This is a genomic window from Variovorax sp. GW822-FHT04A09 (assembly GCF_058801005.1).
Map to the genome: position 1 here is coordinate 369,445 of NZ_JBXAMV010000004.1, position 18,146 is coordinate 387,590.

Annotated in this window: 17 protein-coding genes; 6 read left to right on the forward strand and 11 right to left on the reverse strand. The window is 68.9% G+C overall.

Annotated features, from left to right (window positions below; all coding sequences use genetic code 11):
• Positions 1-12 precede the first annotated feature (12 nt).
• The 7 genes from AC1RLW_RS21840 to AC1RLW_RS21870 form a co-directional block, all read right to left on the reverse strand.
• Complete coding sequence (locus tag AC1RLW_RS21840) at positions 13-606, reverse strand: NAD(P)H-dependent oxidoreductase (protein WP_062479647.1); 594 nt, start codon at positions 604-606, stop codon at positions 13-15.
• Positions 607-748: 142 nt separating this feature from the next.
• Positions 749-1,777 (reverse strand): ABC transporter substrate-binding protein, encoded by a 1,029-nt coding sequence (locus AC1RLW_RS21845; RefSeq protein WP_493195026.1) that lies wholly within the window; start codon positions 1,775-1,777, stop codon positions 749-751.
• Positions 1,778-1,834: 57 nt separating this feature from the next.
• Positions 1,835-3,232 carry an FAD-binding oxidoreductase gene (locus AC1RLW_RS21850; RefSeq protein WP_493195027.1) on the reverse strand — a complete coding sequence of 466 codons (1,398 nt, stop codon included), beginning with the start codon at positions 3,230-3,232 and terminating at the stop codon, positions 1,835-1,837.
• Entirely contained in the window at positions 3,204-4,091 is an 888-nt protein-coding gene (locus AC1RLW_RS21855) for an ABC transporter permease (protein ID WP_174250296.1), read from the reverse strand. The genes AC1RLW_RS21850 and AC1RLW_RS21855 overlap by 29 nt, the downstream gene beginning before the upstream one ends.
• Positions 4,069-4,878 carry an ABC transporter ATP-binding protein gene (locus AC1RLW_RS21860; RefSeq protein ID WP_062479639.1) on the reverse strand — a complete coding sequence of 270 codons (810 nt, stop codon included), beginning with the start codon at positions 4,876-4,878 and terminating at the stop codon, positions 4,069-4,071. The genes AC1RLW_RS21855 and AC1RLW_RS21860 overlap by 23 nt, the downstream gene beginning before the upstream one ends.
• Positions 4,879-4,892: 14 nt before the next feature.
• On the reverse strand, positions 4,893-5,714 hold the full coding sequence (locus AC1RLW_RS21865) for a creatininase family protein (RefSeq protein ID WP_062479637.1): 822 nt from the start codon (positions 5,712-5,714) through the stop codon (positions 4,893-4,895).
• A 170-nt stretch (positions 5,715-5,884) separates the two neighbouring features.
• Positions 5,885-8,503, reverse strand: coding sequence for an autotransporter family protein (locus tag AC1RLW_RS21870; RefSeq protein ID WP_493195030.1), 2,619 nt, complete (start codon positions 8,501-8,503; stop codon positions 5,885-5,887).
• Between the two features lie 201 nt (positions 8,504-8,704).
• Between AC1RLW_RS21870 and AC1RLW_RS21875 the strand changes: the two genes are divergently transcribed.
• The 6 genes from AC1RLW_RS21875 to AC1RLW_RS21900 are packed head-to-tail and all read left to right on the forward strand — an operon-like array spanning position 8,705 to position 13,881.
• Positions 8,705-9,220 carry a DUF1269 domain-containing protein gene (locus tag AC1RLW_RS21875; RefSeq protein WP_095950478.1) on the forward strand — a complete coding sequence of 172 codons (516 nt, stop codon included), beginning with the start codon at positions 8,705-8,707 and terminating at the stop codon, positions 9,218-9,220.
• Positions 9,221-9,277: 57 nt separating this feature from the next.
• A complete protein-coding gene (locus tag AC1RLW_RS21880) occupies positions 9,278-10,447 on the forward strand; it encodes a c-type cytochrome (RefSeq protein ID WP_493195031.1) in 1,170 nt (389 codons plus the stop codon).
• The gene (locus tag AC1RLW_RS21885; protein ID WP_493195033.1) at positions 10,444-12,231 is read left to right on the forward strand and encodes a cytochrome c oxidase subunit I; all 1,788 of its coding nucleotides are present in this window, start codon (positions 10,444-10,446) and stop codon (positions 12,229-12,231) included. The genes AC1RLW_RS21880 and AC1RLW_RS21885 overlap by 4 nt, the downstream gene beginning before the upstream one ends.
• Positions 12,228-12,845: a cytochrome c oxidase subunit 3 family protein gene (locus AC1RLW_RS21890; RefSeq protein WP_307582194.1), complete on the forward strand. Its 618-nt coding sequence runs from the start codon at positions 12,228-12,230 to the stop codon at positions 12,843-12,845. Before AC1RLW_RS21885 ends, AC1RLW_RS21890 begins: the two co-directional genes overlap by 4 nt.
• Before the next feature lie 11 nt (positions 12,846-12,856).
• Entirely contained in the window at positions 12,857-13,549 is a 693-nt protein-coding gene (locus AC1RLW_RS21895; protein ID WP_493195035.1) for a heme-copper oxidase subunit III family protein, read from the forward strand.
• An 8-nt stretch (positions 13,550-13,557) separates the two neighbouring features.
• On the forward strand, positions 13,558-13,881 hold the full coding sequence (locus AC1RLW_RS21900) for a cytochrome C oxidase subunit IV family protein (protein ID WP_493195037.1): 324 nt from the start codon (positions 13,558-13,560) through the stop codon (positions 13,879-13,881).
• A 9-nt stretch (positions 13,882-13,890) separates the two neighbouring features.
• Here the strand turns inward: AC1RLW_RS21900 and AC1RLW_RS21905 are convergent, their stop codons facing one another.
• From AC1RLW_RS21905 to AC1RLW_RS21920, 4 genes are all read right to left on the reverse strand, one after another.
• A complete protein-coding gene (locus AC1RLW_RS21905) occupies positions 13,891-15,516 on the reverse strand; it encodes an MFS transporter (RefSeq protein WP_070063242.1) in 1,626 nt (541 codons plus the stop codon).
• Positions 15,517-15,546: 30 nt separating this feature from the next.
• On the reverse strand, positions 15,547-16,317 hold the full coding sequence (locus AC1RLW_RS21910; protein WP_493195039.1) for an amino acid ABC transporter permease: 771 nt from the start codon (positions 16,315-16,317) through the stop codon (positions 15,547-15,549).
• Positions 16,318-16,410: 93 nt separating this feature from the next.
• Positions 16,411-17,169, reverse strand: coding sequence for a basic amino acid ABC transporter substrate-binding protein (locus AC1RLW_RS21915; RefSeq protein WP_062479619.1), 759 nt, complete (start codon positions 17,167-17,169; stop codon positions 16,411-16,413).
• An 81-nt stretch (positions 17,170-17,250) separates the two neighbouring features.
• Entirely contained in the window at positions 17,251-17,973 is a 723-nt protein-coding gene (locus AC1RLW_RS21920; RefSeq protein WP_493195041.1) for a hypothetical protein, read from the reverse strand.
• Positions 17,974-18,146 lie beyond the last annotated feature (173 nt).

Genomic DNA, 18,146 nt, shown 5'->3' on the forward strand with positions numbered 1-18,146 from the left:
CTCCCTGCTTGTCTACTGGATGTTGTGCAGCGTGCGCGCCACGCGCGCGATGAAATGGGTGCGGTCGCGGTCGGTGACGGCGTTCATGTCGTGCAGCTGCAGCCACGTCACCTTGCAGCGCCACGCGAACAGCGCCCGCAGCGCGCGCGTGAACAGCCGCCGCCCCGGGTCGCCGATGGCCATCACGAACCAGCGCGGCGAGCCGCCGGTGGTCACCACCGTCAGCCGGCGGATGTGCCGCATGCCCGACTTCGCGAGTTGTCCTTTGCGCTCGGCGGGCAGGAAGGCCACGCCCGGCAGCCACACGCGCTCGAGCCAGCCCTTGAGCATGGACGGCGGTCCATGGAACCAGGTGGGGTACACGAACACCAGGTGCTCGGCCCACAGCAGCGCTTCGACGTGGGGTTTCACGCGCTCGCGGATCAGTTCGGGGTTGTCGAGGTAGGCGATGCGCTCTTCGCGTGTCAGCGTCGGGTCGAAGCCCTCGGCGTACAGGTCGATGGCCTTGACGGGGTGTCGCGGCGTGAGGGCCTCGAGGGCGGTGCGGTACAGCGCGTGGTTGAAGCTGTCAGGGTTCGGATGGCAATGGACGACGAGCGTTTTCATGGTTCGGGCCGGTTCGCCTGTTCGGCGAGACGGGGTCAGAGCCCAAGGGAACAAAGGCCGCGCAGTGCCTTATGGCAACCCAGGCGCCGGCATCTGACCCCGGCGCAAGCCCCGCGCGACCCACGGGAAAAAACGAAGCGAATTACTTGCCGGTGAGCTTCTTGCGAACGTCGACACCGACGCCCTTGTTGACGAACTGCGTGGTCGCGACCTTCGACAGGTCGATCTCGCCCGGCTTGTACAGGCCGGCCTTGACCATCTTCTCGTAGAAGTCCTTCACGCGTGCTTCGTCCATGGCGCCGATGCCCTTGGTGAGCGAGTCGCCGCTGTCGATGATGCCCATCTTCTTGATGAGGTCGATGGAGCCCTGCAGCGCGGCCGGCGTGGCGTCGGGGTTGGTCTTGGCGATGAGTTCGTTGGCGGCCTTGTTGTCGCCGTAGAGGTAGTTGTTCCAGCCGACGATCGAGGCCTCGATGAACTTGCGCACCGTCTCGGGCTTGGTCTTGATGAGGTCGGCGCGGGTCTCGATGGTGGTGGCGTAGGTCGAGAAGCCGTGGTCGGCCAGGAGGTGCACCACCGGGTCGAAGCCGGCCTGCGCCTTGATCGACAGCGGCTCCGAGATGGCGTAGCCCTGCTGGATCGATTTCTTGTCGGCCAGGAATGGGCCCACGTTGAAGGTGTAGGGCTTGAGCTGCGCGTCCTTGAAGCCGTGCTCCGACTTCATCCACTGCCAGAAGCTGAACTGGCCGTCCTTGCCGATGAAGGCCACGGGCGCCTTGGTCATGTCCTTGAAGGTGTCGTAGCCCTGGCCCGGGTGGGCGAACATGGCCTGCGGGTCTTTCTGGAAGATGGCCGCGACCACCACGGTGGGCACGCCGTTCTTCACGTTGTCGAAGGACTGCAGCAGGTTGCCGGTCATGAGGAAGTCGACCTTGCCGGCCGGCAGCATCGGCCGGTTGTTGACCATCGGGCCGCCCTGCATGATTTCCACGTCGAGCCCGTACTTCTTGTAGGTGCCGTCCACCAGCGCCTGGTAGAAGCCGCCGTGGCCGGCCTGCGCCTTCCAGTTGGTGGCGAACACCACTTTGTCCTGGGCCTGTGCGGCGAAGGCAGCGCCTGCGAGGGCCAGGCCGAAGGCCAGCGGCCGAAGAGAGAAAGCGGGGATGCGCATGGGGACGGACTCCTGTGGAGGTTGGGGTGGGGACGGGATGCGAAGACTAATTGTTTTTCAGCGCTCGACGGCCATGTCGGGCGTCCAGCCGCGCGTCTTGCCGGGGTTCATCAGGCCCATCGGGTCGCTGCGCTTCTTGAACTCGATCTGCTGCGTGTCGATGGTCTTCATGCCGCCGTCTTCGATGGTGAAGACGTGCGGGTTGAAGATCTGCGCGCCGCCCTGCGACTCGATCTCGCGCATCACCTCGTACTGGTGGGCCTCGCCCTTCCAGCGCACGAGCAGGATGCCGAAGGTGCCGCACTGGCCGTTGGCGCGCGCGAAGTCCTGGTGCTGCAGCACGTCGTCGCCGAAGATTTGCATGTGGCGCTCGACCACGGCCGGGTCGAAGGGCTGGGCGTAGGCCACCTGCAGGTAGGTCCAGCTGCGGTCGGCCTTCAGCGCCTGCAGCGTCGTGTGGTTGAAGGCGCACTCGTAGGCTGGCGGCAGGCCCTCGGCCTGCAGCTCGGCCTCGGTGCCGACCACCGACAGGGTGCCGCCGTGCGCCGCCGCGAGCGCGCGGAACTCGGCCATGGAATCGGGCGAGACCATGGTGAACACCGCGTGCCGGTCGGGCGGAAAGCGATCACCCATGGCCGTGTAGTAGGGCGAGAAGCGCGCCTCCACGGTCGACAGCAGGAAGATGTCCAGCGAGGGCGCCTGCGCGGCAATGCCGAAGTCGAGCGCGCCGCGGTAGGTGTCGAACAGCGCCGTGCAGTGCACCCAGTCGACCGCCGGGCTCAGCGCCACTTCCACGTCGAGGATCACGCCGTTGGTGCCGTAGGCATGGTGCACCTGCTGGATCTCGTCGCCCACCAGCTCGATGACGCGCGGCTCGCGCTCCACTGTCATCACGCGCGCGCGCAGCAGGTTGCCGGGGTCGCGCAGGATGCCGTGGCGGAACGACCCGATGCCGCCGAAGCCGCCCGCGATGAAGCCGCCGATGCTGGCCACGTGCCAGGTCGAGGGCCACATGCGCAGCGCCTGCCCGGTCTCGCGCGCGGCCAGGTCGATGTCGTGCATGCGCGCACCGGCCTCGACGCGGATGCGGCCCTCGGCCAGGTCGAGCACGCGGCACATCTGCGTCACGTCGAGCACGAGCCCGCCTTCGAGCGGCACGCACTGGCCGTAGTTGCCGGTGCCGCCGGCGCGCACGGTGAGCGGCAGCTTCCATTTGGCGGCCGCGGCCGCGGCCTGGCGCACGTCGTCCTCGGTGCTGACCTTGACCACGAGGTCGGCCACGCAGCCCGCGAGCTGCGCCGTGAGGATGGGGCTGTACCAGTAGAAGTCCTTCGACAGCTGCTTGCGCTGGCTGGGCGTGGCGATCACGTTCAGGCCGCGCAACTCCTCGCGCACGGCATCCCAGTCGACGGTGGACAGCGGGGTTCTAGCGTTCACGGCGCATTTCGCTTTCATGCCAGTGGCCGAGCACGAGGCGCGACAGGGCGGCGAACACGATGAAGATCACGATGCCCAGCAGCGACACCAGCAGCAGCGCCGCGAACATCATCGGGATCTCGGTGCGGAAGCTCGACTCGAGGATGCGCGAGGCCAGCCCCGTTTCCTTGCCCGCCGTGCCGGCCGTGAACTCGGCCACCACCGCGCCGATCAGGCTCAGGCCGCCGGCGATCTTCAGGCCCGCCATGAAGTACGGCAGCGCGCTGGGCGCCAGCAGGTAGCGGAAGGTCTGCCAGGGCGAGGCCTTGTACAGCTGGAACAGGTCGCGCAGGTTGCTGTCGGCGCTCTTCAGGCCGATGACGGTGTTCGACAAGATGGGGAAGAAGGCCACGATCCACGCGCACAGCAACAGCGCCGCGGTGGTGCTCGACACGTAGATCAGGATCAGCGGCGCGATCGCGATGATCGGCGTCACCTGCAGGATCACGGCGATCGGGAACAGGCCGATCTCCACCCACTTGAACAGCGCGAACGCAATCGCCAGCAGCACGCCGCCGACGATGGCGGCGCCCAGCGCCAGCAGCGTGAGCTTCACCGTGAACCACAGCGCGCCCGAGAGCGAACCCCAGTTGTCGAACAGCGTGCGCAGGATGAGCGAGGGCGCGGGCAGGATGTAGTGCGGGATGTCGTTGGCGCGCACCATCCATTCCCACACCAGCAGCAGCGCCGCGACGATGACGACCGGCACGACGATGCGCAGCGTGGCCTCGCGCCGGCGCAGCTTGTCTTCGTGCGCGCGCAGCGTCTCGGCGGACGGCGTGGCTTCGTTGGTGGTGTCGAGGGGCATCACGGTTTCAATGGTCGATGTCGAGGCCATGGAGCGCTCCGTGCAGAGATTGCGAAACAGCCGTGCAGTGCGCGTTGTAGCGGCTGGAGGTGCGGAAGGCTTCGCCGCGCGGGTAGGGCTCGTCGATGGCGATCTCGTCGATCACGCGGCCCGGGCGCGCCGCCATCACGACGATGCGGTTCGACAGGTAGACCGACTCGTACACGCTGTGCGTGACGAACACGATCGAGAAGCGGTGCTCGCGCCAGATGGCCAGCAGGTCGTTGTTGAGCTTGATGCGCGTCATCTCGTCGAGCGCGGCAAAGGGCTCGTCCATGAGCAGCAGGCGCGGGTGCGTGACCAGCGCGCGCGCGATCGACACGCGCATCTTCATGCCGCCCGAGAGCTCGCGCGGGTACACGTCGGCAAAGCGCGAGAGGCCGACCAGTTCCAGCACGTGCTGCACCACCGGCGCGGCTTCGTCGCGGCTCATGCCCGCGAGCTTCAGCGGCAGCCAGACGTTGTCGAACACCTTGGTCCAGGGCATGAGCGTGGGCTCCTGGAACACGAAGCCCAGGTCGCGGTCGCTCTTGCTGTCCTTGGCGCTGCCGGTGTTGGCGCCCGACCATTGCATGTCGCCCGAGCTGATGCGTGTGAGCCCGGCGATCAGCCGCAGCGCGGTGCTCTTGCCGCAGCCCGAGGGGCCCAGGAAGCTGACGAAGTCGTGCTCGCCGATGTCGAGCGTCATGCCCTGCAGGGCGAGCGTGCCGTTGGCAAAACGCTTGCCGACGTTGCGCAGGCGGACCAGGGGCGGCGTGGATGGCGTGGTGCTTTCCATGGGACTCCTTGGCGTCAGCGCCAGGCCGGAACGTTGGCCAGGCGCGAGAGCGGGAAGCGGTCGATCTCGTGCAGCAGTTCGACGAAGCGCTGGCCCACGTGGTCGAGCACCGCCGCGCCCTTCTCGGCGCTGGCGCGGGTGGCGTCGCCGGCGGCGCCGGCCGGGTTGATGTCGTGCATCTGCCAGCCGAGCTTGCCGCTGGGCGTGATCGACAGGAACTTGTTCTCGGCCGCCAGCTGCTCGGTCATGGAGCCGAAGTTCTGGAACTGGTCCTTGCGCACGTAATCGGGCGTGAGGTGCAGCATCACCGAGCTCTCGAGGTCGCCCGCGTGGATGCCGTGCTTGCCTTCGTGCGCGGTGAACAGGCCCTCGGGCAGGCCCAGCGTGTACCAGTTGGCGGCCACGACCATCATGTCGTGCTCTTCGCGCAGGTCGCGCGCCACGATGTCCATGACGCTCATCTGGCCGCCGTGGCTGTTGTAGAGCACCAGCTTGCGCACGCCGGCCTTGGCGACGCAGGCGCCGACGTCCTTCCACAGCGAAATCAGCGTGTTCGCCGACACCGTGAGCGTGCCCGGGTAGCGCGAGTGCTCGTTGCTCTTGCCGTAGGGCACGGTGGGCAGGAACAGCACCGGCAGGTCGTCGGGCAGGTAGGGCAGGCTGGCGCGCACCATGCCGTCGATGGTGGCGGTGTCGGTCGACATCGGCAAATGGGGGCCGTGCTGTTCGGTCGCCCCCACCGGCAGCACGGCGATCAGCCGTTCGCGGTCGAGGCGGGAGAACTCTTCACTGGTCAGGTCGGACCAGAAGCGGCTGCGCAAGGGGGGGTGATTCATCGGGGTGTACCTCGTGGCGGGCGGACGGGATGATGGGCTAAATTATCCATACGGTCAAAAAAGACTGGCTATCCGTGGATACCCGTTGATATTTATCAAGCAAACCGCATGCCATCAAATTTGCACGGACGGTCAAAAGTCGAGCCGTCCGGGCGCCCGGCGCCCCGGGGTCACCAGCGCATGCGCAGCCCCAGTTGCCCTTGCACGCCGGTCTGCTCGGTGATGCCGATGGCGCTGGTGTAGGCCAGGCCGCCGTAGACCGACAGCGTCTTGTTCACCTGCCCGACGATGCCGCCGCCCACTTCGAGGGCGCTCGCGTTGCGGCGGTTCACGACCCGGTCGCTCGGCCCGAAGTAGAGGGCGTTGCTGCCGCTGAAGGTGTGCCACAGGTTGAGCTTCAGGTAGGGCTGCCAGACACCGCCGGCCGCCTCGAAGCGGCCTTCGAGCCGCGCGCCGAGCCGGCCGGTGACGGCGTTGTCGCGCTGGAAGCGCACGGTCGAGAGGCCGTCGTCGAAGTCGTCGAGCGAACTGCGCTGCCAGATGAGCTGCACCTGCGGCTGCAGCGTGACGGTGTCGCTCAGCGCCAGCGGGTAGCCGGCCTCGAGCGATGCGGTCACGCTGGTGCCGTGCGGGCGGCCGCCGCGCCCCAGGGTGGAGCGCGCATCGGCCTTGTAGCGCGTGGCCAGCAGCACGGCGTCGCTGTACCAGCCGCTGCTCGCGATGCGCGTCCAGTAGGCGCCCAGGCTGTAGCCCTCGACGGTGAGCCGGCCGGCCGCCTCGTTGGTGGCGCCGCCGGCCATGCCGCTCGCGTGGCCGCTGGCCCGCGTGTAGCCGCCCAGCACGCCGACGCGGTGGCGCCCGCCCGCGCCGTCGGTGGCCGCCAGGAAGTCGTGGCCCAGCTGCAGGCCGCTGACGCTGCCGTCGAACTGCGGATTGGCATCGCCGCGCAGGCGCTGTCGCGTGCTTTCGCCGAACACGCGGCCCCACGAGGCCTGCCGGCCTTCACCGTCCGCGAGCAGTTGTGGGTCACCCTGGCGGTCGTGGAAGGTGCCCAGCTGCGCCAGCCCGAGGCGGCGCACGGCGATCGGCAGGGCGCTGTACAGCGGCACCTCGGGCCGGTAGAGCTTGACCTGTTCCACCGTCGCCGGCGCGCCGGTCTCGGCGATCACTTCGGCGGCCTCCTCCAGCGAGCCCACCACGGTGCCGCCCACGAGGTAGCCGTTGTTGCGCAGGTACCAGTTGTCGCGGTTATTGCCCGTCGCGCCGCCGCGGAACAGCCGGTAGTTGTAGGCGCCGGCCTCCACCGCCTGGGTCAGCGAGAACGCGTGGTCGGCTGTGGTGCCGCCGTTGACGGCCTGCACCACCAGGATGCCGTCGGCCAGCGTGGGCGCGCCCAGGCCGCCGCGGTTCACCACGCGCAGGCCGGTGGACCCCGTGGCCGCGCCGCCGTCGATCACCAGCTTGTCCGAGGGCGCGTTGTCGCCCGCCAGCACGGTGTTGACCTGCAGCAGCGCGCCGCTGCCGCCCACGTAGTTGCCGCGCACCGTGAAGGCGCCGAAACCGACGCCGTCGTTCGGTCCGGGCAGCAGCGTGCCCTGGTTGGTGACGTTGCCCGCGAAGGTGCCGGTGCCGGCCACGGTGGTGCCGGGCAACACCGCGATGACCGGGCTGGTCAGCGTGGCGGGCAGGGTGAAGCGGCCGGACTCGACGCGGATCGAATCCGAGAAGCTCGCGTCGGTCTGCCACGACCACGCGGTGCCGCGCATCGTCAGGTGCTGGAAGTTGCGGAAGGCGTTGTCGACCGTGCCGCTGCCTTCGAGAAAGGTGCTGGCCGTCTTGCCGACGCCGCCGTCGGCGCCGCCCTTGATGACCGAGCCGGTCTGCAATATCAGCGTGCCGTTGCCGAGCGCGCCCATGTAGATCGCGTCGGTGCTGGCGGCGCCGCCGTGGCCTTCGATGGTGCCGGCGTTGACCAGCACGTCGTTGCCGTTCTGGCCGCGGTAGCCGTAGCCGTTGGCGCTCGAGAACGAGGCGCCGGCCCGGTTCTCCACGCGCGAGAAGAAGGTGCCGCCGAGCGTGTTCGCATGCACCGCGTCGGCGCCGCCCGCCGGCGAGTTGGCGCCCGTGGTGGCGATGCTGCCGGTGTTCACCAGCAGGTTGGCCACGAGGTTGCCGCCCTGCAGGTACACGCCCTTGGCCGAGGTGCCGATGGCCGAGATGCTGCCGTTGTTGACCACCGTGTTGCCCGGGCCCAGCAACGAGATACCGTGCGAGCTGAGGCCCGTGGTGCCGATGCTGCCGTTGTTGGTGATGCGCGTGCGCGTGCTGCTGTTCGACGTCACCAGGATGCCCGCGGTGCCGCTGCTCGTGGTGCTCAGCGTGCCGTTGTTGGTCAGCGTGTTGTCGTTGCCCGTGGCGACCATCGCCGCGCGCGCCGAGCCCGAGCCGCCCGACACCGTGATCGTGCCGTTGTTGGTGATGGTGCTCGCATCGCGCACCAGCAGCGCCTGCGTGGCGTTGGTGGTCAGCGTGGCGCCGCTGTTCACGGTGATGGTGACGCCGGTGCTGCCCGGCGTGGCGATCACGCTGGGCGATACGGTCGTGGTGCCGTCGCAGACCACGATGTCGCCGGTGACCGGCGTGGCGGTGGGGCCGCAGGCCGCGTGCGCGGCGCCGCCTGCGAGCCCTGCAAGGGCGGCCGCGAGCCAGGGAAGGGGGGATGCCGGATGACGGCGGGGAAAAGAAAACCGAGAAAAGTGGGAAAACCGGGGGCCTCGCTCCATGCGCATGTCGTCTGCTCCTTCTTGTTTTTCATGAGGCCGTGGGGGCCTGGAGCGGCGGATTATTCAGTGCAATTGCCCTTCTGGAAACCGACGAACTTCCGTACTCACCGGGTCGGTCCCGATGGCGCGCCGACTTGAATGCGGCCCTTGTTGAGCCTATAACTCAAGCATGGTCTCTTGCTCGTCGCAAGACGGAAAGGAGGCGCCGTGAAAAGACGCATCTATTGGCTGTTGCCGGACCTGGCGAGTGCCAGGCAGGCCATGCACGATCTGCTGCAGGCGCGTGTCGACATCGCGCACCTGCATTTCGCCGCACGCGAAGGCCAGGACATGGCCGGGCTCCATGCGGCCAACGTCTGGCAGACCTCCGACCTCGTTCACGCCGCCAAGACCGGCTGGGTGCTCGGCACCGCCTGCGGCGTCGTCGTCGGGTTGCTGGCCGCGCTGCTGTTCCCCGTGTTCGGCGACGAGCCCGAATGGGCCGTGGCCGTGGGCCTGGCGCTGCTGGGCGGCGTGGTGGGCGCCTGGTCGGCCACCATGGTCGGCGTGTCGATCCCGAGCCCGCGGCTGGCGCGTTTCGAGAGCGCCATCGCGCAGGGCCAGGTCCTGTTGATGGTCGACCTGCCGCCCGCGCGCGTGCGCGAGGTCGAGGCGATGCTGGAGGCCACGCACCCCGAGGCCCGCTTCGAGGGCGAAGAGCCGCGGATCCCGGCGATCCGCTGAAGCCGCCGCGCATGCGACTCCCGGACCCCACGATGGCCACCCCAGGGAGCGCAGCACATGACCATCGCCGTCGTCCTGTTGCTCATCGTGGTGGCCTCGGTGGCGTTCCACGCCGTCAACCCGTGGTGGACGACGCCGCTGGCCTCCAACTGGCAGCGCATGGACGACACGCTGACCATCACGCTGCTCATCACGGGCCTGTTCTTCGTCGTCATCAACCTGTTCCTCGCCTACACCGTGGTGCGCTTTCGCCACCGCGAGGGGCGCCGCGTGGCGCCGCATGCGCCCGAGAGCCGCACGCTGGAGCGCTGGCTCATCGGCGGCACCACCGTCGGCATCATGGCGCTGCTGGCGCCCGGCCTCGTGGTGTACGCGAACTACGTGCGCACGCCGCATGACGCGCTCGTGCTCGAGGTGCTGGGCCAGCAGTGGCAGTGGCGCTTTCGCCTGCCGGGCGCGGACGGCAAGCTGGGCGCGACCGACGCGCGCTTCGTCAGCGCCGCCAACCCCTTCGGGCTCGACCCGGCCGACGCGGCGGGGCTGGACGACCTGCTGGTTCCCGGCGACGAGGTGCACCTGCCGATCGGCCAGCCGGTGCTGGTGCTGATGCGCTCCCACGACGTGCTGCACGACTTCTTCGTGCCGCCCATCCGCGCCCGCATGAACATCGTGCCGGGGCAGGTCAGCCGCTTCTGGTTCACGCCGACTGTCGCGGGCCGCTACGAGGCGCTGTGCGCGCAGCTGTGCGGCGTGGGCCATCCGAACATGCGCGGCTTCGTGGTGGTGGAGGACGCGGCGGCCTACGACGCCTGGCGCACGGCGCTGCCGACCTTCGGCGCGATGCAGCTGGCGCAAGCGGCCAAGGCGGCGCAGGCTGCCCAGGCACCGGCCGGCGGTGGCGGCCGCGTCGACCAGGGCCGCGCGCTGGCCGACGCCAAGGGCTGCGTGGCCTGCCACACCGTCGACGGCAGCACACGCGTGGGGCCGACCTGGAAGGGCCTGTACGGCAAGACCGAGTCGATGGCCGACGGCAGCACGGCGCTGGTCGATGAGGCCTACCTGCGCAGCTTCATCCGCGACCCGCAGGCGCGCCACGTGAAGGGCTTCCCGCCGGTGATGCCGAAGATCGACCTGAGCGAGGAGGAATTGGCCGCGCTGGTGGCCTACATCCAGAGTCTGGGCAGCCCGCCGACGCAGGCTGCCACCGAACAGAAGGCCGCGCGATGACTTCTTCTGCGCTCACTCAAGACGACGAGCACGACGACGGCGGCCACGCGGCGCCGCAGGGCTTCCTGCGCCGCTACGTCTGGAGCCAGGACCACAAGGTGATCGCCGTGCAGTACGCCTGCACCGCCATCGCGGTGGGCGTGGTCGGGCTGGTGCTGTCCAACCTCATGCGGCTGCAGCTGGGGTTCCCGGGCCAGTTCGAGTTCATCAACGCCGAGCGCTACTACCAGTTCGTGACCATGCACGGGATGATCATGGTGATCTACCTGCTCACGGCGCTGTTCCTGGGCGGCTTCGGCAACTACCTGATCCCGCTCATGGTGGGCGCGCGCGACATGGTGTTCCCCTACCTCAACATGCTGAGCTTCTGGGTCTACCTGCTGTCGGTGGTGGTGCTGATGGCCAGCTTCTTCGTGGCGGGCGGCCCCACCGGCGCGGGCTGGACGCTGTACCCGCCGCAGTCGATCCTGCCCGGCACGCCGGGCCACGGCGGCGGCATCGTGCTGATGCTGGTGTCGCTGCTGATCTTCATCGTGGCCACCACCATGGGCGGGCTGAACTACGCGACCACCGTGCTGCAGGCGCGCTGCCGGGGCATGACGCTGCTGCGCATGCCGCTCACGGTGTGGGGCATCTTCGTGGCCACGGTGCTGGCGCTGCTGGGTTTTCCGGCGCTGTTCGTCAGCGGCGTGATGCTGCTGCTGGACCGCACGGTGGGCACCAGCTTCTTCATGCCGGCGCTGGTGTCGATGGGGCAGCTGTCGGGCCACAAGGGCGGCAGCCCGCTGCTGTTCCAGCACCTGTTCTGGTTCTTCGGCCACCCCGAGGTCTACATCGTGGCGCTGCCGGCCTTCGGCATCGTGTCGGACCTCATCAGCGTGCACGCGCGCAAGCGCATCTTCGGCTACCGCACGATGGTGTGGGCCATCGTGGCCATCGGCGGGCTCAGCGTGGTGGTGTGGGCGCACCACATGTTCGTGAGCGGCATGAACCCGTACTTCGGCTTCTTCTTCGCCACCACCACGCTGGTCATCGCGGTGCCCACCGCGATCAAGGTCTACAACTGGCTGCTCACGCTGTGGCGCGGCGACATCCACCTGTCGGTGCCGATGCTGTTCGCGCTGGCCTTCGTGTGCACCTTTGTGATCGGCGGGCTCACGGGGCTGTTCCTGGGCAACGTGAGCGTGGACATTCCGCTGTCGGGCACCTACTTCGTGGTGGCGCACTTCCACATGGTGATGGGCGTGGCGCCGCTGCTGGTGGTGTTCGGCGGCATCTACCACTGGTTCCCCAAGATCACCGGGCGCATGCTGGACGACCGGATCGGCCGGCTGCATTTCTGGATCACCTTCCTGGGCACCTACGCGATCTATTTCCCGATGCACTACCTGGGCGTGCTGGGCATGCCGCGGCGTTACTACAACTTCGACGGCTACAAGTTCATCCCGCCGTCGGCTTTCAGCCTGAACGAATTCATCACCGTGGTCGCGCTGGTGGTCGGCGTGGCGCAGCTGCTCTTCATCGTCAACCTGGCCTGGAGCGCCTGGCGTGGCCGGCCGGCCGGCGCCAACCCGTGGCGCGCTGCCTCGCTCGAATGGCAGACACCCGAGACGCCGCCCGGCCACGGCAACTGGGGGCCGCGGCTGCCCGTGGCCTACCGCTGGGCCTATGCCTACGGCGTGCCGGGCGCGGCGGAAGACTTCATCGCGCAGAACGCGCCGCCGCAGGCCAGCGACGACAAGGACGACGTGCCGGTGAGCGGCGCGCGGGGAGCCCCGGCATGAACGCGGACGCCGCCCTGCGCCTGCGCGGCCTGCCCCGCGATGTGCGGCTGCGCGACGCGCACGCGAGCGCGGCGGGCATCGGCCTGTGGGTCTTCATGGGCGTGGTCACCGCGCTGTTCTCCCTGTTCACCGTCGCCTACGTGATGCGCATGAGCAGCGGCGATGCGGTCGCGCTCGCGCTGCCGTGGCAGCTGTGGCTCAGCTCGGCGCTGCTGGTGGCGGGCAGCGTGGCGCTGGAAGCCGCTTCGCGCCGCGTGGACCCGGCGCGCATGCGTCGCCTGCTGCTGGCCGGCGGCCTGTGCGCGGTGGGCTTCCTCGGCGTGCAGCTGTGGGCCTGGGCCGCGATGGCGCACGCGCAGGTGCTGCCGGCGGGCAATCCGTCGGGCAGCTTCTTCTACCTGCTGACCGCCATGCACGGGCTGCACCTGGCGGGCGGCCTGGTCGGGTGGGCGATGGCGGCGCGCGTCGCGTGGGCCGACCCCGCCCGGGCCGGATGGCGCATCGCGCTGTGCGCGCGCTACTGGCACTTCATGCTGGCCGTGTGGCTGGCGCTGTTCGCGCTGCTGGGGTGGGTGACGCCGGAGGTGGCGCGCGTCCTCTGCGGCACGGCGTGAGGAGGCTTCGCATGAACCCCAGCACCGCAACCCTCACCGGCTCCGCCGTCGCCACGAGCGGCTGGCGCGGGCTGGTGGCCGACTGGTCGTCCGACCGCCAGGCCTTCCACGTCTCGTGGGGCAAGGCCATGATGTGGATCTTCCTGCTGAGCGACATCTTCATCTTCAGCTGCTTCCTCACGGGCTACATGACGGTGCGCGTCTCGACCACCGTGGCCTGGCCCAACCCGAGCGAGGTGTTCGCGCTGCACGTGGGCGGGGCCGACGTGCCGCTTTTGCTGATCGCGATCATGACCTTCGTGCTCATCAGCAGCAGCGGCACGATGGCGATGGCGGTCAACTTCGCCTACCGCGGCGACCGCGTGAACGCCGCCACGCTGATGCTCGTGACCGCCACCTTCGGCGAGCTCTTCGTGGGCATGCAGGCCTTCGAGTGGTCCAAGCTGATCCTCGAGGAGGGCGTGCGGCCCTGGGGCAACCCGATGGGCGCGGCGCAGTTCGGCGCGGCCTTCTTCATGATCACGGGCTTCCACGGGCTGCACGTGTCGGCCGGCGTGGTGCTGCTGTTCGCGGTGGCCTTCAAGCTCATTCGCGGCGACTACGACAAGGCCGGCAACTACCAGGTGGTCGAGATCGTGGGCCTGTACTGGCACTTCGTCGACCTGGTGTGGGTCTTCATCTTCGCGCTGTTCTATCTCTGGTGAGGACGACCATGAACACTCACACCACCACCACCGGCCAGCAGCACCCGATCGGCCTGTACCTGAAGATCTGGGGGCTCCTGTTCGTGCTCAGCGCGATGTCGTACATGGTCGACTACCTGCACGTGCAGGGCTATTTGCGCTGGGGCCTGATCATCGTCTTCATGCTGCTGAAGGCCGGGCTCATCGTCGCGGTCTTCATGCACATGGCGTGGGAGCGGATGGCGCTGGTCTACGCCATCCTGCTGCCGCCGCTGTGCCTTTTGGTGCTGGTCGGGCTGATGGCGGCGGAGGCCGACCACACCTTCCTCGCGCGGCTGGCGTTCTTCCGCTGACGGCGCTGCTCAGCGCCGGACCACGAAGCGCGTGATCACCGGCGGCGACTCGCCCAGGTGGAAGGCCAGGCGGCGCTCGCGCAGCGCCATGTCGGCGGCGGTGGCGCGGTTGAAGCGGCGCAGGTGGTCGGTCCACGACTCGTCCACGATCTGCTCCACGTAGCGCTCGGGCTGCGCGATGTCGTGCAGCAGCTCCCAGCCGATGGCGCCCTGGCCCAGGCGCGCGCGCCGGGTCTGCTGCATCACGAGGTGGAAGGCGGCGGCGCGCGACGGGTCGATCAGGTACTCGACCGTGATCACCACGCGGCCGTCTTCCTGCGGCGCCTCGGCCGGCGGGCCGGCGGCCCAGCCGGCCTGGGCGGGGCGCACGTCGTCTTCGCCGCTCACGTCGGTCACCCAGCGCATGGCCGCCAGCATCAGCAGCGTGCCGCTCACGGCGGCGATGGCCAGGCTCAGCTTGAGCGACGTGACGGTGGCCACCTGGCCCCACAGCGCCGCGCCGATCGCGCTCGCGCCCATGATCGCCATCTGGTAGGTCGACATGCCGCGCGCGCGCACCCAGTCGGGCAGCGCGAGCTGGGCCGACACCGACAGCGAGTTGGCCACCGTGATCCACGCCATGCCGCCGAAGAACATCGCCGGCACCGCGACCCAGGCGTTGGGCGCCACGGCCATCACGGCCGTGGCCGCCGACTGCAGCATGGCGCCGCGCAGCACCAGCTGGTCGCGCCCGAGCGCCTGGCGCAGCCGCGGCAGGAAGAGCACCGCGATGATCGCGCCCGTGCCCATGGCGGCCAGCAGCAGCGTGAAGGTGCCGGCGCCGCCGCCCTGGAGGTTGCGCGCCAAGAGCGGCAGCAGCGCCAGCAGCGCCGTCGAGTGGAAGAAGAACAGCGACACGCGCGTGAGCACCGCGCGCATGCGCTGCGACTGACGCACGAACTGCACGCCCACGCGCATCGCGCTGATGAGCTTCTCGCGCCCCAGCGGATTGGGCGTGTGCTCGCGGCGCCAGCGCAGCACCACGAAGCCCGAGGCCACCGACAGCACCGCGTTGAGCGCAAACACCCACACGCTGCCCGCGCTCGCGATCAGCATGCCGGCCGTGAGCGGGCCGACGATGCGCGAGGCGTTCATGGCGATGCCGTTCAGCCCCAGCGCCGCCGGCAGCTGTTGGCGCGGCACGAGCTCGGGCACGATGGCCGAGAACACCGGCCAGCGCAGCGCCAGCCCGATGCCGTTGGCGAAGGTGAGCGCCAGCAGGAGCGGCGCGGTCATCACGTCGAGCGCGATGGCGGCGCACAGCACCACGGCGGTGCCGGCCAGCCAGAACTGCGTGGCCACCAGCCAGCGCCGGCGATCGAGGATGTCGGCCAGCGCGCCGCTCGGAAGCCCGAGCAGGAACACCGGCAGGGTGGAGGCCGACTGCACCAGCGCGACCCAGATCGGTGAGGTGGTCAGCGAGGTCATCATCCACGCCGCGGCCACATCGTTCATCCACATGCAGATGTTGGCGATGAGCCAGGTGCTCCACAGCATGCGGAACACGGGGAGCTTCAGGGGCTCGAGCGCCGCGAGGTTCGAGGGCTGCGGCCGGGCCGGCGGGAGGGGTGTCTCTTCGGGGGATATGGGCGGCATGTCGCGCTATTGTGGCGCGAGGCGGCGCGCCTAGCCCCGGTCGCTGCGTGCGAGACGGTGTTCCAGTCGGCGCAGCAAGGTCGTGAGGACCAGCGTCATCATCCAGTACACCACCGAGATCGCCAGGTACGGCTCCCAGTAGCGCGCATAGGCGCCGGCCACGGTGCGCGCGGCGTAGGCCAGCTCGGCCAGGCCGATGGCCGACACCAGCGAGGTGTCCTTGAGCAGCGCGATGGCGTTGTTGCCCAGCGGCGGCAGCATGCGGCGAAAAGCCTGCGGCAGCACCACGTAGCGCATCACCTGCGCGGGGCTCAGGCCCAGCGAGCGGCCGGCGTCGAACTGCCCGCGCGAGATCGACTGGATGCCGGCGCGGAACACTTCGGAGATGTAGGCCGCCGAGTTCAGCGTGAGCGCGACCACGCCGGAGATGAGGGCGCCGTGCTCCTGCTTGAGCGTGCGCGCCAGCTCGCCGTCGATCAGGATGCCCGTGCTCGGGTGGATGAACACCGGCATCACCGCGAAGTGGATGAGCAGGATCTGCACGAACAGCGGCGTGCCCCGGAAGAAGCTCACGTACACCGTGGCGGGCCAGCGCAGCAGCAGGCGCGTGACCCAGGTCCACGGCGCGTGGCGCGCCTGCGCCAGCCGCGCCAGCGCCAGGCACAGGCCCCAGCTCGCGCCCAGCAGCACGCAGACCACGGTCATGCGCAGCGTCATCCAGGCGCCCTGCCAGAACAGGTCCTTGTATTCCACGAGGATGTCCCAGCGGAACCATCCGAAAAGCAGCACTGGTTGTTCCATGCTTGCGTCCTCAACTCTCTGTCTATCTGTCGGTCAGCGGAAAAACGAAACGGCCGCGTGAGGGCGGCCGTGTTCAGGAAAATGCCGTGCGGCTCAGCGCACGTTCGGGTCCTTGTTGAACCACTTCTTGTAGATCGTCACGTAGCTGCCGTCGGCGCGGATGGCCGCCAGGCCGGCGCTGAGCTTGTCCAGCAGTGCCTTGTCGCCCTTCTTCACGACGATGCCGAAGCCCTCTTCGGGGAAGGATTTGTCGTCCAGCGTCTTCAGCTCGGGGTGCTGCGCCACGCGGTAGGCGATCACGCCGTTGTCGCCCATGGCGGCATCGACGCCGCCGCCGGCCAGCTCGGAAATGATGAGCGGCGTGCTCTCGAAGCGGCGGATGTTGGGGCTGGTCTTGCCGAACTCGCGCGAGGCGATGTCGTCGGCGGTGGAGGCGCTGACCACGGCGATCTTCTTGCCCGTGAGGTCCTTCAGCGAGGCCACGGTGCTGTTCTTCGGCAGCGCGATGAGCTGGCGTGCCGCGAAGTACGGGGGCGTGAAGTCGTAGCTCTGCTTGCGCTTCTCGTTGATGGTGACGCCCGAGATCACGAGGTCGACGTCGCCGTTGTTCAGCGCGCCGAAGATGCCGGTGAAGGGCGTGTTGACGATCTTGATCTTCAGGCCCTGCTGCTTGGCGATGGCGTTGATGATGTCGATGTCGAAGCCGACGATCTGCTTGTCCTTGTTCTCGAAGGCAAACGGCGCGTAGGTGGCGCTGGAGGCCACGGTGAGTTCGCGGTTCTGGGCCTGGGCACCGAAGGCGAGCGTGGCGGCAGCGAGGCCGAGGGCCAGGGCGCGTCGTAGAGAGTTCATTCGGGGTCCTTGTGTCTTTGCCGCCCGGCGGGAAGCGGTGGGCGAGCATTTTAGGCGCTCGCTATCGGGACCCCTTGCCGCCTACCGGGCGAACAGGAAGTAGAGCGCGACCGCCACCACGGCCACGACGGCGATCACCTTGCCCGCGCGGGGCGAGCCGGAGGCGCCAGTGGAACTCCACGTCACGCTGTGGGTGTGCACGGTCTTCGTGCGCCCGCCGCTGCTGCGTTCCGTGCGGACGAGCGCATCGGCCACGACCTGCCGGCCTTCCGGCGAGACCGCGGACATCGGCGATGCAAGCGCCTGCAGCTGCGCCGGCGTCAGCACGCCGGTGCGCACGGCCCAGGCGAGCGTGGCGGCCGGCGAGGCGGGCGCCGCCCATTCGGGCTCCTGTGCGGGCAGCAGGCTGAGGGCCTGTGCGTGCTGCGCGGGGTCGACCAGCTGCAGCGCCTGCAGTTGATCGAGGGCGCTCTCGGTCACGCCGTCTTCCAGGCGGTTCGCCATGAGGCTGATCTCGAGCAGCACCCAGGCCGGCGCCTGGCCGCTGACCATGGCCACCGCATTCGCCACGGTGCGGTGCGCCTCGTCTTGCGCGCCGGGGGCGGCGCGGGCGCGCAGGCCGGGCAGCGACTCCGGCGCGACGATGCCCTTGGCGGCCGCCCAGCCCAGCGCTTCGCTCGGGGTGCGCAGCGGCGTGCTTGGCAGGTCGGGGTGCGCGAGCGCCTGCGCGTGTTCGGCGTCGGTCAGCAGGCCCAGGGTGTGCAGGTGCGACAGGGCCCGTGGGCCAGCTTCTTCGGAATTCATGGGCCCCAGTGTCCCAGAGGTCTCGCGAAGGGCCGCGCCGCCGGCCCGGCGCTCCCAGCGTGTGCGTTACTTCTCGGTGCGCGTCCAAATTTGGGCATCGACTCGATACACAACGCATCAATTAGTTAACACATATAACAATAAGGAACTATTAAGAACAATTGCTCAGGGAA

Excerpts from the sequence above, each read along its gene's own strand:
- AC1RLW_RS21855 (WP_174250296.1), bottom strand. The coding sequence starts at position 4,091 with ATGGCCTCGACATCGACCATTGAAACCGTGATGCCCCTCGACACCACC.
- AC1RLW_RS21910 (WP_493195039.1), bottom strand. The coding sequence starts at position 16,317 with ATGGAACAACCAGTGCTGCTTTTCGGATGGTTCCGCTGGGACATCCTC.
- AC1RLW_RS21880 (WP_493195031.1), top strand. The coding sequence starts at position 9,278 with ATGACCATCGCCGTCGTCCTGTTGCTCATCGTGGTGGCCTCGGTGGCG.
- AC1RLW_RS21885 (WP_493195033.1), top strand. The coding sequence starts at position 10,444 with ATGACTTCTTCTGCGCTCACTCAAGACGACGAGCACGACGACGGCGGC.
- AC1RLW_RS21860 (WP_062479639.1), bottom strand. The coding sequence starts at position 4,878 with ATGGAAAGCACCACGCCATCCACGCCGCCCCTGGTCCGCCTGCGCAAC.
- AC1RLW_RS21895 (WP_493195035.1), top strand. The coding sequence starts at position 12,857 with ATGAACCCCAGCACCGCAACCCTCACCGGCTCCGCCGTCGCCACGAGC.
- AC1RLW_RS21850 (WP_493195027.1), bottom strand. The coding sequence starts at position 3,232 with ATGAAAGCGAAATGCGCCGTGAACGCTAGAACCCCGCTGTCCACCGTC.
- AC1RLW_RS21865 (WP_062479637.1), bottom strand. The coding sequence starts at position 5,714 with ATGAATCACCCCCCCTTGCGCAGCCGCTTCTGGTCCGACCTGACCAGT.
- AC1RLW_RS21915 (WP_062479619.1), bottom strand. The coding sequence starts at position 17,169 with ATGAACTCTCTACGACGCGCCCTGGCCCTCGGCCTCGCTGCCGCCACG.
- AC1RLW_RS21890 (WP_307582194.1), top strand. The coding sequence starts at position 12,228 with ATGAACGCGGACGCCGCCCTGCGCCTGCGCGGCCTGCCCCGCGATGTG.
- AC1RLW_RS21920 (WP_493195041.1), bottom strand. The coding sequence starts at position 17,973 with ATGAATTCCGAAGAAGCTGGCCCACGGGCCCTGTCGCACCTGCACACC.
- AC1RLW_RS21905 (WP_070063242.1), bottom strand. The coding sequence starts at position 15,516 with ATGCCGCCCATATCCCCCGAAGAGACACCCCTCCCGCCGGCCCGGCCG.
- AC1RLW_RS21845 (WP_493195026.1), bottom strand. The coding sequence starts at position 1,777 with ATGCGCATCCCCGCTTTCTCTCTTCGGCCGCTGGCCTTCGGCCTGGCC.
- AC1RLW_RS21870 (WP_493195030.1), bottom strand. The coding sequence starts at position 8,503 with ATGCGCATGGAGCGAGGCCCCCGGTTTTCCCACTTTTCTCGGTTTTCT.
- AC1RLW_RS21900 (WP_493195037.1), top strand. The coding sequence starts at position 13,558 with ATGAACACTCACACCACCACCACCGGCCAGCAGCACCCGATCGGCCTG.
- AC1RLW_RS21840 (WP_062479647.1), bottom strand. The coding sequence starts at position 606 with ATGAAAACGCTCGTCGTCCATTGCCATCCGAACCCTGACAGCTTCAAC.